This is a genomic window from Streptomyces scopuliridis RB72 (assembly GCF_000718095.1).
GTDB classification, from domain to species: domain Bacteria; phylum Actinomycetota; class Actinomycetes; order Streptomycetales; family Streptomycetaceae; genus Streptomyces; species Streptomyces scopuliridis.
The window spans coordinates 230,437-242,218 of sequence record NZ_JOEI01000019.1 but is presented as its reverse complement, the minus strand read 5'-3'; the positions used below and the strand labels follow the sequence as shown (position 1 = coordinate 242,218).

Genomic DNA, 11,782 nt, shown 5'->3' with positions numbered 1-11,782 from the left:
TCCAGAGACCGAACGTCAGCCGGAAGGCGCCTGCCGCACGGCAACACGTGCGTACGTCCCATCGAGGCACGGGCATCGCCGTGCTGCCACCCCGTCCACCCCGTCCGCAAGAGGAGCATTGTGTCTGGCGACACCCTTTCCTTCGCCGAGGCCGTCCGGGCCCGTCACGCCGTTCGCGCGTTCCTGCCGGATCCGTTGCCCGCCGCGCAGATCCGCGGCGTGCTGGAGGACGCCCGGATGGCCCCCTCCAACTGCAACACCCAGCCATGGCAGATCCACATCGTCTCCGGCCGGCAGCGTGATCTGCTGAGCAAGGAGCTTCTGCGGGCCGAAGCCGCCGGTGAAGTGTCCGGCGACTTCACCTTCGACCAGAACGAGTACTTCGGCCCGTACGCACAGCGCTCCGGGCACCAGGCCAAGACCCGCAACGACGCCCTGGGTATCGCCCGGTCGGACCGCGAAGCACGCCGCGTGGCGGACCGGCGCAACTTCGCGTTCTTCGGCGCTCCCCACGTGGCCATGCTCTTCGCTCCCGCCTTCGGTGACGGCGTGCGCGTGGGCGGCGACATCGGCATCTACGCCCAGACCTTCCTGCTCTCCCTCGCCGCCCGGGGACTGGGCGGAATCCCTCAGACCGTGCTGGGCCTCTACGCCGACACCGTCCGCGATGTCCTGGACGTTCCCGACGACCTGAAGCTGTTCTTCGGCATCTCGTTCGGACACGAAGACCACGCGTCCCCGGACAACAGCTACCGCCTCGACAGGGTCCCGCCCCAGGAGAACGTCATCACCCACGACACCCCTGGCCTGTTCGACAACCACCCATCCCCCAACCCCGCCTGACCGGTGGCCGGTGGCCGACGGCGCTACGCCGGGCCGGCCGGACCCCGTGAAGACCACACGAAAGGAAGTGAGCCATGAAGGGCTACGTCATCCAAGAGAAGGGCCGCGCCGACTGGCAGGAGGTCCCCGTACCGGAGATCGGACCGTACGACGCCCTGGTCCGCCCGACCGCGGTGGCGACCTGCACGACGGACGTGCATCTCATCGACTCGCTCTCGCTCCCGAACGCGCTGGGCAAGGTCATCGGCCACGAAGCGGTCGGGGTCGTCGAACGCGTCGGCGACCTGGTCACCGACTTCGCCCCCGGAGACCGTGTCGTTCTTCCCGCCGGGCTGGCCGACTGGCGCCACCCTCGGGCGCAGCGAGGAGAGGGCAAGTTCCACCAGAGCAAGAGCCCCTACTTCTCCGACGACCCGACCAACGGCGGGTGGTTCTCCGAGCTGGTGAAGTGCTTCGACGCCGACTCCAACCTGGCGCACATCCCCGACGGAGTCACCGATGTCCAGGCCGTGTCCGTCGACGACATGGCAGCCACCGGATTCACCGGCGTCGAGCGGATGGAGATCCAGTTCGGTGAGGTCGTCGTCGTACTGGGCGTCGGGCCCGTGGGGCTGATGGGAGTGGCTGCCGCGGCGCTCCGAGGGGCCGGCCGCATCATCGCCGTCGGCTCGCGCCCGAACACGATGACCCTCGCCACGCGGTACGGGGCGACCGACCTCGTCGACTACAAGAAGGGTGACGTTTACGAGCAGATCATGACGCTGACCGGCGGCACGCAGGTCGACAGCGTGCTCGTCGCCAGCGGCGGCAACGCGAGTGACCAGATCGGCACGGCCATGAGACTCACGAAGTTCGGCGGCCACGTATCGGTGGTCTCGGGATTCTTCGACGACGAGACCGTGACCATCCCGATGAACGTCTGGAACTACGGAGTGATGGAGAAGTTCCTCACCGCGGCTCAGGCCAACCAGGGCAGGGACTACATGGAGCGCCTCCTGCTCCTCATCGCCAACGGCAAGCTCGACACCCAGCCCCTCGCGACTCATGTGCTGCACGGCTGGGACGCGGTCGGGCAGAGCCTCGAACTGATGCGCAGCCGCGACCAGACCGTCGTCAAGCCGGTGGTCATCGTCGGCTGACGGCAACCGTGAGGTGAACGCCGACCGGGAAGGCACGCGTGGCGCCCCCAGGCCTCCGGGCAGGCACCACGCCTGCACGCCGGCGTCGCCGCCACTGCCGGGGTGGAGTGCGGCTCGGCATCCGCGGTCCCTCGTGTGCCGGAGGGCGTCGGCGCCCACCGGCCGCGCGGCAGGCTCTCCAGGAATTCGAGGGCGCCGGGGAGCGCGGTGGTGGCGGCCGCGGCCTCGACCTCCAGGCGGTCGATCGCGGCGAGCGCGGCCGGTCGTTCCTCCGGGTCGCTCACCAGGAGCGCAACAGTGTCGGCCGATCGGCGGCCGTGCCCCATGGCGGTCACCTGCTCCGGAGGCAGGTCACGGGCCGATTGCGATAGCGGCCGACCAGTTCACGGGCGGCGCTCTGCATACGGACGGGTGGAAGCCCCTGGGCGAGGAGTGTCAGGTCATCGAGGACCATGTCGCCGATGGCCTGGAAGGCCTCCGGCATGCCGCCCGCACGATGTGCGGAGAGCACCAGACCGTCGAGATCGCGGACAGGGTCGTCAGCGGCGACCGGTTCCTCCGGCCATACGTCGATGCCGGCGAGCAGGCGCCCGCGCGCGACATGGGCGAGCAGCGCCGGGTAGTCGACGACCGGTGCGCGGCTGACCAGGACGAGGCGTGCGCTGTCCGGCAGCAGTTCGAGTTCGCGTTCTCCGATCAGATGGCGGTTTTCGTCCGTGACGGTGGCCAGCACGAACACGAAGCGGCTGCGGGACAGGGTCTCGTCCAGCGAGGCGGGCAGCACACCGTGTTCATGTGCCGCGGGGCAGTGGCGGGATTCAGCGGGGTGAGATGCGGACTGTCGCCGATTTCGGTCCGTCACCCCGCATGATCGGCACGGCTGGGCTGCCCGGGTACTTTTCCTCGTAGGCGGCGTCGACAGCGGTGTCGACGTCGCTGCCGACGGGTTCGAAGGTGACCTCGTAGTCCTTACCGGCAACGCGTACGCGACCGGCCTTCTGGCTGACGGCCGCCTGATACCACGTCGACCGCTGTCCGTTGGCGGCACGCACGTAGACATCGCCCTCGACGACGAGTGCCCAGGTCTGGGTCGGGGTGCCGTAGGTGGCGCCGTCCTCACGGAACGGGGAAACGAAGAGATCCGCGTTCTCGGCGATCGCACGAAGCTGTGTCCGGCTCCAGGAACTCATGCTGGTTCTTCTCTCAGGGGTGCGGGTCTGCTCTTCGGGCCGACTAGGTCCTGTCCGGCCGGACAGGACCTAGAAGTAGGTGGGCTCGCGCAGCACGTAGTGCTCCTCAAGCGCGGTCACCTCGTCGTCGGTGAGGGTGATGTCGAGCGCCGCCACGGCGGCGGGCAGGTGGTGGTCCTTGGTCGCGCCCACGATCGGGGCGTCGACCACCGGGTTCTTGAGCACCCAGGCCAGCGCGATCGTGGCCATCGACACTCCTCGGTCCTTCGCGATGCGCTCAACCGCGTCGATCGTCGGCTTGTCGCTGTCCTGCCACAGCGGGCGCCCGTCGAAGTCGGTGCTCGGGTTGTCCTTGCCTCGCTGGGTGTCGTTCACGCCCCACGGCCGTGCGACGACGCCCGCGGCCAGCGGACTCCACGGCAGGCTCCCGACACCCTGGTCGGCCAGCAGGGGAAACATCTCCTGCTCTTCCCCGCGCTGCACCAGGTTGTACTGGTCCTGCATGGAGACGAACGTCGTCCACCCGTTCAGCTCGGCAGCGTGCTGCATCTTGGCGAACTGCCACGCGAACATGCTCGATGCGCCGAGGTAGCGGGCCTTGCCCGCCTTGACCACGTCGTGCAGCGCCTCCATCGTCTCTTCGACCGGAGTCTGCGGGTCGAAGCGATGGATCTGGTACAGGTCGACGTAGTCGGTGCCGAGGCGGGTGAGCGACGCGTCGACCTGCTCCATGATCGCTTTACGGGACAGCCCGGAGCCTCCGGGGCCGTCGTGCATGTGCTGGTGGACCTTGGTCGCCAGCACGATGTCGTCGCGCCGCGCGAACTGTTTGACCGCCCGGCCGACGATCTCTTCGGAGGCGCCGAAACTGTAGATGTTGGCGGTGTCCCAGAAGGTGATCCCCAGGTCGAGTGCCTGCTGGAAGAACGGTGCGGCAGCCTCGTAGCCGAGGGCCCACTTCTCCCGGGATCCGTCGCCGAACCCCATGGTTCCCAGGGCGATACGGCTGATGGTGAGGCCCGAAGACCCCAGACGCGTGTGTTTCATTGCCTCCTCCTTCGAGGGGTACGGCGTCGGCGGTGAGGGGTCAGCGGTCGATGCTGGCCATGTTCGCCTCGTCGTGGCGCTCGCCCGAGGCCGGGGCGTTGCCGGCGCTGCTGTCCGTCACGCCGGGGCCGCCACCGGAGTGGGAGACGAGACCGAACTTCGTCGCCACGACGACGCCGTCACGCCGACCTTCGATGGCCTTGCCGACGATTCCTCGCTGTGGAAGGGGCCGTAGATCTCGGCGGTGTCGATGTGGGTGACCCCGAGGTCCAGTGCCCGGTGGATGGTACGGATCGACTCGTCGTCGTCGAGGCCACCGCCCCTCGTGTAGGTGCCGGCCATGGTCATGGCGCCCAGGCCGATGCGCGAGACATCGAGCCCGCCCAGTGATACGTGCTTCATCGCGTTCTCCTTGTCGTCGTGGTCCTCAGGCCTGGTCGGTGGGCATGACCCAGAGCTCGGCGATCGAGGCGCGCCGAGGCCGGGTCACGATGTAGGCGACGCCGTCGGCGATGTCATCGGGGACGAGGACCTCGGTCTGCTCGTAGAAGGTGCCGATCGCTTCGCGGACCTCGGGCTTGTGGTCGTTGTGGGAACCGAGTTCGGTGTCGACGCCGCCCGGCTCCAGGACACTGACGCGGACGTGCCGCTGGGTGACTTCCTGTCGCAGGGACTCGGTGAAGCCGTTCACGCCGAACTTGGTGAGGTTGTAGACGCCGTAGCCGTTCCAGGCGACGCGTCCGGCAATGGAGCTGATGTTGACGATGTCGGCGACCCGGCGCGGTCCGTCCTCAGCGGCCTCAAGCAGGTGGGGCAGGGCGGCGCGGGTGGTGTAGAGCAGGCCCTGGACGTTGATGGCGAGCATCCGCTCCCACTCCTCGACGTCAGCGCCGACGACGGGCCCGAGGAGCATGAGACCGGCGTTGTTGACCAGAATGTCCAGCCGTCCGAAGCGCTCGACGGTCTGCCGCACGGCGGCCTCGGCCTGGGTGCGGTCGGTGATGTCCGCCTCTACGACCAGGGCGGTGCCGCCGGCCTTCTCGATCTCGGCGGCCAGCTCTTCGAGACGGGCCTTGCGACGGGCCACGAGCGCCACAGAGGCGCCTCGCTCGGCGAGCCGGCGGGCGGTGGCGGCGCCAATTCCGCTGCTCGCGCCGGTGATGAGAGCGACGGTACCGGTCAGATTCGTTGCCATGGGTGCTTCTCTTTTCTGAACATATGAAATGAAGGAGTGAGCGGCGGGGCATCACGGCAGTCACCCCGGCCGACCGCGATTGGCGTAGGCATCTGGGCGGGGCAGTCGCGGCCGTTCCGACGGGAAGGCAGCGCCGAGCCGTCTCGTCCTTACCGGGGCCGCCGCGGCAGCGCCTCCCGACGCGGATGCTCCCCGGTCGGCCACCGGGGCAGATCGGGTCTGCGTCGCGCGTGCTCATTCGTTGTGCACGGACCGTTGCCTGTCTGATCCGGCGGGGTTATGACTCCCGGGGAGAAGAACGCCGGGCCGGCAACCGTCTTTCCGATCTGCGATGGGCACACATGTAACGGTGCCATCGCCTCCCGGACGCGACAATGGGAGAGATCTTTCCGGGTATAAAACCCTGCCCCCCAGCGAATTACCCGAAGAAGGGGGCTTGGCTGTCATGAACGCGGCTCCGCATCTCGATCGAGCGGCCGGGATCTTACGGCTCAGCATGTCGAGTCGAGTCCCGGGCCCGTGCGCCTGTACACAGTCCGTGCAATCGAGAACGCAGGATCGCTACAAGCCCTCGTGAACTGTGCCGCCGGCATCCGTCGCAATCCTCCGACCGCCCCGGCTGTCCAACGCGAGAGTTCAGTCAACCCCAAATGAATCCGCACGGGTGCAGGGGGCAGATTATTCGACCCGCATGTCGGTGGCTACGAGAATGCAGAAGGTATCGCGTCCCCTCGGATTTCCCCGTTTCCCTGATTACCACGACCGGAAAAATGGACACCGATCACGTACTGGAGACGCATGTTCCAGGTATAGATCTCTACCCCCCAGCCGAGCTGTGCAGGAGCGGCTTCCGCAGTACCGTGACCAGCATGAGCAGGGACGCACACCTCAGTGAGCTGGGTGAATTCCTCAAGGCCCGGCGCGCCGAGTTGAGCCCTCGTGCGATGGGTCTGCCCGAGAGCGGCGCCCTGCGGCGGGTCCCGGGCCTGCGCCGGGAGGAGGTGGCGCAACTGGCCGCGATCAGCACCGTGTACTACACGCGCCTGGAGCAGGGCCGGATCGAGGCCTCCACTCCGGTCCTGCTAGCCCTGGCCCGGGTGCTGCGTCTGGATGAGGACCAGCGCGATTACATGCTCCAACTGGCCGGGAAGGAGAACGCGCGGCCACGTCGGCAGGCGGCGCAGAAGGTCCGGCCCCCGACGCGGCGACTCCTCGACAATCTCACCGACACCCCCGCCCTCGTTCTCGGCCGCCGTATGGACATTCTCGCCTGGAATTCCCTCGCCGCCGCCCTGATGACGGATTTCTCCCAGATTCCGGAGGAGCATCGCAATTCTGTGCGACTGGTCTTCACCGATCCCGCTTTCAGGGAATTGTATGCGGACTGGGAAAGCTCCGCGCGTAACACCGTGGCATTTCTGAGGATGGAAGCAGCGGATAACCCGGGCGATCCGCGCATGACCGCACTCGTCGATGAGTTGTCCGAACGGGATCCTCAGTTCCGGGAGTGGTGGGCCGCCCGCCACGTGGCCCACCACTCGACGGGGACGAAGATCTTCCGCCATCCCGTGGCCGGCGACCTCACCCTCGACTGGGAGGCCCTCGCCTGTCCCACGGATCCCGACCAGCAACTCGTCATCTTGACCGCGGAGCCGGGCACTCCCTCCCACGAGGGGCTGCGTTTCCTCGCCTCCTGGGCCGCCAACCACGAGCCGAGTGCTGACGCCGCAAGCTGATCGTGACGTCATCCGGTCAAGGATCACCCTGCCACCTGTTGTACGAAGTTCGGCGCGAATTCTGTGCGAGGGGAGAACTTCCTTCTACGCGATGGGCATTCCCTGCTTTGCGGTGGGCAGGTCGCGCGTTATGCGGCCGGGGAAAGAGCTCCCGGCGCAGGGTGGTGGATGGGTCCGGTGCTGCGGGACAGGGGCAGGCCGGTGCCGAGGTGGGTGTGGGCGATGATCTCGGCGGTGATGGAGGTCGCTGTCTCCTCGGGGGTGTGGGCGCCGAGGTCAAGCCCGATCGGGGAGCGCAGGCGGGCCAGTTCATCGACGGTTACGCCGGCTTCTCGCAACGCCTTCAGCCGGTGGTCGTGCGTGCGCCGGGAGCCCATGGCGCCGACGTAGCCGACCGGGAGGCGGAGGGCCAGGCGCAGCAGGGGAATGTCGAACTTGGCATCGTGGGTCAGGACGCAGATCGCGGTGCGGGCGTCCACCTCGGTCTGCTCCAGATAGCGATGCGGCCAGTCGACGACGACATCGTCGGCGTGGGGGAAGCGGGCGGGGGTGGCGAAGACGGGGCGGGCATCGCACACCGTCACTCGGTAGCCGAGGAAACGACCGGCCTGGCTCAAGGCGTCGGCGAAGTCGACGGCGCCGAAGATCAGCATGCGGGGACGGGGCACGCGGGTGTGGACGAGCACGGACAGCTTCTCGGGGCAGGCGTCGGTGTCGCCGCCGACCTCGGTACAGGCAGTGCGGCCGGCCCGCAACAGTGCGCGCGCCTGTGCCGCCACTGCCCGGTTCACGGTCTCGCTGTCGAGGGTTCCGTGGTACGTGCTGACGTCACCGAGGAGGGAAAGGCCACGGCCGAGGAGATGCTCGGGGCCGTCCACGATCTGGGCGACGGCGGCGGGCCGGCCGCGTACGACTGCTTCGAGCGATGCGGTGAGATGGGACCGGTCCGCGGGGGTCACGCGATGCACCAGGACTTCGATTTCGCCGCCGCAGGTGAGGCCGATGGCGAAGGCGTCGTCGTCGGAGTAGCCGAACCGGGCTCGTGTCGGGGTACCGCGGTCCGCCAGCACCTGTTGGCACAGGTCGTAGACGGCGCTCTCGACGCAGCCGCCGGAGACGCTGCCGACTACGTGGCCGTCGGTGTCAACGGCGAGGGAGGTGCCGGGTGGCAGAGGCGCGCTCCCGCGGACCTGGACGACGGTGGCGAGGGCGAAGGAGCGGGCCTCGCGGCACCATTCGTAGAGCGTGTCCGCGATGTTCAGCATGGGCGGGTCTCCATGTGGCGGGCGACGTGAGAGATCGGTTGGGGCGGGCCGCCACCGAGTCGTCGGGGGTGAAAGTGACACGGCGGCGGCCCCAGAAGCCCGGCGGCGGACCGCGGTAAGCCGCCGGGCGGTCGTGGGGCACCCTGATGGCCGTCTCTCCATGAGCCGGCCACCCGGGTGCTCTGTCGGGCCTTTGTTCAGAGCAGGGCTTCGGCGGTGATGGGCAGCTCGCGGACGCGGCGGCCGGTGGCGTGGAAGACGGCGTTGGCGATGGCGGGTGCCACGCCGATATGGACGACTTCCCCGAGTCCTTTGACTCCGATGGGGGCGGCTTCGAGGTCCTCGCCGTCGATGAAGATCGCCCGCAGGTCGGGGATGTCGGCGTTGACGGGGACGAGGTAGTCGGCGAGGTTGGCGTTGACGATACGGCCGTCGCGGTGGTCGGTGACGGTGTGTTCCAGCAGGGCTGTGCCGATGCCGCCGACCATGCCGCCGAGCGCCTGGCTGTCGGCGAGCTTGGGGCTGATGATGCGGCCCGCGTCGCAGACACCGAGCATCCGCCGGACCCGTACCAGGCCCAGGCTCGCGTCGACGGCGACTTCGGCGAACGTCGCGCTGTAGGCGTACATCGAAAACCGGGACTCGCCGGGTTGGAAGGACCCGAGCGTTTCGAGGTGGGTGCGCTCATTGCGTGCCAGCAGCCGCTGGTAGGTCTCCCCGCGCACCGGGTTGTCCTTCACGTGCAGTCGGCCCGCGCGGACGACGATGCCGTCGGGATCCACGCCGTACAGCGGTGATTCCCGGTCTTCGACGGCGAGCCGGATCGCCTGCCGTCGCACCGTGTCGCAGCCGTCCTGGACGGCGGATCCGACCGTGCCCATGGTCTGTGAACCGCCGTGTGGAGGGGTCGGCGGCATGCGGGAGTCGCCGAGCCGGAAGGTCACGTTGCGCATCGTCAGTCCGAGGGCGTCCGCGGCGACCTGGGTCATGGAGGTGTAGGTGCCCGGGCCCATGTCGCTGGTCCCGGACTCGATCAGCGCGGTGCCGTCGGCGTCGAGCCTGACCCGGGCCTGCGCCGGACTCCGCAGGACGTCGTACACGCCGGTGGCCATGCCGGTGCCGATCAGCCAGTCACCGTCGCGGGTGGAGCGGGGTTTCGGGTTGCGGCGGTGCCATCCGAACTCGCGGGCGCCGGTGGTGTAGCAGTCGCGCAGCCGCCGGGTGGAAAACGGCAGCCCGCTGGACTCGTCGTCGTCGGGCTCGTTGCGCCGGCGCAGTTCGATGGGGTCGACGCCTATTTCGTGGGCGAGTTCGTCCAGCGCCGACTCGATGGCGAAGGAGGCGTTGGCGTAACCGGGACCGCGCATCCAGGTCGGCGTGTTCACGTCCAGCGGCACTCTGCGGTACGTCTGGCTGACGTGGGGCATGCTGTAGAGCATCCGCCCCGCGACCAGGATGGCCTCCGTGAAATCCTCGTAGGTCGAGGTCTCTGCTCTCACATCGTGGGTCATCGCGGTCAGGCGCCCGCGACGGTCGCTGCCCAGGCGCACGCCGTACTCGTACACGGGCCGGTACCCCACGGCGAAGTACAGCTGTTTGCGCGTCAGTACGAGCTTGACGGGGCGGCCCACCTCGCGTGCGGCGAGGGCCGCTACCGTGACGTTCGGCCACGTCCGCACACCGGTGCCGAACCCGCCGCCGACGAACGGCGAGATGACGCGCACCGACTCCGGAGGAAGTCCGAATACGGAGGCGAGTTCGTTCTGGGTGCCGAGCACCCACTGGGTCTTGTCCCACAGGGTGAGCCGGTCGCCGTCCCAGCGGGCGACGGTGGCCTGCGGCTCCATCGCGTTGTGATGGTTGCGAGCCGTCCGGTAGGCCATCTCCAGCCGTACGGCGGCGGATCCGATCGCCCCGTCCGCGTCGCCACGGGCATAGGTCGCGGGTTCGTTCGTACGGTCGCTGCCGCTCATATCGGTCGACGGGCTCTGCGCGTCGTAGCCGATCTTGACCAGGCTCGCTGCGTGCTGCGCGGTCTCCAAAGCCGTGGCCACGACGACGGCGACCGGCTGGCCGTGGAAGAGGACCTTGTCGTCCTGGAAGACCCGCAGCCGCCGGCCCGGCGGGTTGTTCAGGTTCGGGTCGTCACGGTAGGCGAGCCTGGGTGCGTTGAGGTGGCTGATGACCTTCAGTACGCCGGGCAGGGCGAGTGCTGCCCGGGTGTCGATGCCGGTGACGCGCCCGCGGGCGATGGTGCTGTCGACGACGACCGCGTGGACGGCACCCTTGATGTCGTGGTCGGCGGCGTACGTCGCTCTCCCGGTCACCTTCAGGCGTCCGTCCACCCGGGACAGCGGAGCGCCGACGGCTGCCTGGGGCTGCGGGCTCACTTCGTACCTCCTACGGTGCGCAGCTGGCGTTCGACGGTGCGTTTGAGGAGTGCGATCTTGAAGCGGTTGTGGGCCAGCGGGCGGGCGCCGTCCGCCGCCCGCTCGGCCGCTTGGGCCCAGAGCCGGGCCGAGGGCCGCTCGCCGACGAGGTGCTGCTCGACGGTGGGGAGCTTCCAGGGCACGGTGCCCACGCCACCGGTGGCGATCTTCGCTTCCCGGATCACTCCACCACGGATGTGCAGGGCGACGGCCGCCGAGGTCAGGGCGAACTCGTAGGACTGCCGGTCGCGGACCTTCAGGTAGCCGGACTTGAGAGGACGCGGGTGAGCCGGGATCTCCACGGAAGTGATCAGCTCGCCCCGGCGGAGCGCCTGTTCGCGGTCGGGGGTGCTGCCCGGACGCAGCAGGAAGTCCGCGAAGGGGAGGCTGCGTTCGCCGTCCGGGCCCATCAGGTTGACGGTCGCCTCCAGGGCGGCGAAGGCGACGGCGGCGTCGGAGGGGTGGGTGGCCACGCAGGCGTCGGACGTGCCGAGGATGGCGTGAGTGCGGTTGTAGCCCTCCCGTGCCGCGCAACCCGATCCTGGCTCACGCTTGTTGCAGGCGGCCGTCACATCGCGGAAGTAGGTACAGCGGGTGCGCTGCATGATGTTTCCGCCGATGGTGGCCATGTTCCGCAACTGGGCCGACGCGCTCAGCTCCAGCGCCTCTGAGACGACCGGATAGGTGGTGCGGACCTTGGTGTGGGCGGCGGCCTCGGCCATCCGCACCAGCGCGCCGATACGCAGACCGCCGCGTTCGGTGACGGTGACCTCGCGCAGCGGCAGATCACTGATGTCGACGAGGCTTTCGGGGCGTTCGACGGTCTCACGCATCAGGTCGACGAGGGTGGTGCCGCCGGCGATGTAACGCCCGCCGCGGCGGCCTGCGTTGAGGGCCTCGCGGGTGTCGGAGACCTTGGTGAAGGTGAAGGGATACAC

At 68.7% G+C, this 11,782-nt stretch carries 10 protein-coding genes and 1 pseudogene; 3 read left to right on the top strand and 8 right to left on the bottom strand.

What is annotated here, in order from left to right; translation table 11 throughout:
* The first annotated feature begins 120 nt into the window (after window positions 1–120).
* Together IF11_RS0125220 and IF11_RS0125215 are read left to right on the top strand one after the other, a co-directional pair.
* Window positions 121–843, top strand: a complete 723-nt coding sequence (locus IF11_RS0125220) for a nitroreductase (protein WP_030354014.1) — start codon at window positions 121–123, stop codon at window positions 841–843.
* 74 nt (window positions 844–917) lie between these two features.
* Complete coding sequence (locus tag IF11_RS0125215) at window positions 918–1,982, top strand: zinc-binding dehydrogenase (protein WP_030354013.1); 1,065 nt, start codon at window positions 918–920, stop codon at window positions 1,980–1,982.
* A 331-nt stretch (window positions 1,983–2,313) separates the two neighbouring features.
* Here IF11_RS0125215 and IF11_RS0125210 read toward each other — a convergent pair whose 3' ends face one another.
* The 5 genes and pseudogenes from IF11_RS0125210 to IF11_RS0125185 all read right to left on the bottom strand — a co-directional run bounded on the left by IF11_RS0125210 (window position 2,314) and on the right by IF11_RS0125185 (window position 5,414).
* Complete coding sequence (locus tag IF11_RS0125210) at window positions 2,314–2,844, bottom strand: NAD(P)-dependent oxidoreductase (protein WP_276311290.1); 531 nt, start codon at window positions 2,842–2,844, stop codon at window positions 2,314–2,316.
* Entirely contained in the window at window positions 2,801–3,172 is a 372-nt protein-coding gene (locus IF11_RS0125205; RefSeq protein ID WP_037728464.1) for a DUF2255 family protein, read from the bottom strand. Before IF11_RS0125205 ends, IF11_RS0125210 begins: the two co-directional genes overlap by 44 nt.
* A 69-nt stretch (window positions 3,173–3,241) precedes the next feature.
* Window positions 3,242–4,219, bottom strand: a complete 978-nt coding sequence (locus IF11_RS0125200) for an aldo/keto reductase (protein ID WP_030354010.1) — start codon at window positions 4,217–4,219, stop codon at window positions 3,242–3,244.
* Between the two features lie 79 nt (window positions 4,220–4,298).
* A pseudogene (locus IF11_RS0125190) lies at window positions 4,299–4,621 on the bottom strand (aldo/keto reductase); the annotation flags it as partial.
* A gap of 25 nt (window positions 4,622–4,646) precedes the next feature.
* On the bottom strand, window positions 4,647–5,414 hold the full coding sequence (locus IF11_RS0125185; RefSeq protein WP_030354008.1) for an SDR family NAD(P)-dependent oxidoreductase: 768 nt from the start codon (window positions 5,412–5,414) through the stop codon (window positions 4,647–4,649).
* Window positions 5,415–6,283: 869 nt separating this feature from the next.
* Between IF11_RS0125185 and IF11_RS0125180 the strand changes: the two genes are divergently transcribed.
* Entirely contained in the window at window positions 6,284–7,150 is an 867-nt protein-coding gene (locus IF11_RS0125180; RefSeq protein WP_030354007.1) for an MmyB family transcriptional regulator, read from the top strand.
* A 128-nt stretch (window positions 7,151–7,278) separates the two neighbouring features.
* Here the strand turns inward: IF11_RS0125180 and IF11_RS0125175 are convergent, their stop codons facing one another.
* From IF11_RS0125175 to IF11_RS0125165, 3 genes are all read right to left on the bottom strand, one after another.
* Entirely contained in the window at window positions 7,279–8,415 is a 1,137-nt protein-coding gene (locus tag IF11_RS0125175) for an XdhC family protein (RefSeq protein WP_030354006.1), read from the bottom strand.
* 197 nt (window positions 8,416–8,612) lie between these two features.
* Entirely contained in the window at window positions 8,613–10,805 is a 2,193-nt protein-coding gene (locus IF11_RS0125170; protein WP_030354005.1) for a xanthine dehydrogenase family protein molybdopterin-binding subunit, read from the bottom strand.
* On the bottom strand, window positions 10,802–11,782 hold the full coding sequence (locus tag IF11_RS0125165) for an FAD binding domain-containing protein (RefSeq protein ID WP_030354004.1): 981 nt from the start codon (window positions 11,780–11,782) through the stop codon (window positions 10,802–10,804). The genes IF11_RS0125170 and IF11_RS0125165 overlap by 4 nt, the downstream gene beginning before the upstream one ends.

Excerpts from the sequence above, each read along its gene's own strand:
- IF11_RS0125200 (WP_030354010.1), bottom strand. The coding sequence starts at position 4,219 with ATGAAACACACGCGTCTGGGGTCTTCGGGCCTCACCATCAGCCGTATC.
- IF11_RS0125180 (WP_030354007.1), top strand. The coding sequence starts at position 6,284 with ATGAGCAGGGACGCACACCTCAGTGAGCTGGGTGAATTCCTCAAGGCC.
- IF11_RS0125215 (WP_030354013.1), top strand. The coding sequence starts at position 918 with ATGAAGGGCTACGTCATCCAAGAGAAGGGCCGCGCCGACTGGCAGGAG.
- IF11_RS0125205 (WP_037728464.1), bottom strand. The coding sequence starts at position 3,172 with ATGAGTTCCTGGAGCCGGACACAGCTTCGTGCGATCGCCGAGAACGCG.
- IF11_RS0125185 (WP_030354008.1), bottom strand. The coding sequence starts at position 5,414 with ATGGCAACGAATCTGACCGGTACCGTCGCTCTCATCACCGGCGCGAGC.
- IF11_RS0125175 (WP_030354006.1), bottom strand. The coding sequence starts at position 8,415 with ATGCTGAACATCGCGGACACGCTCTACGAATGGTGCCGCGAGGCCCGC.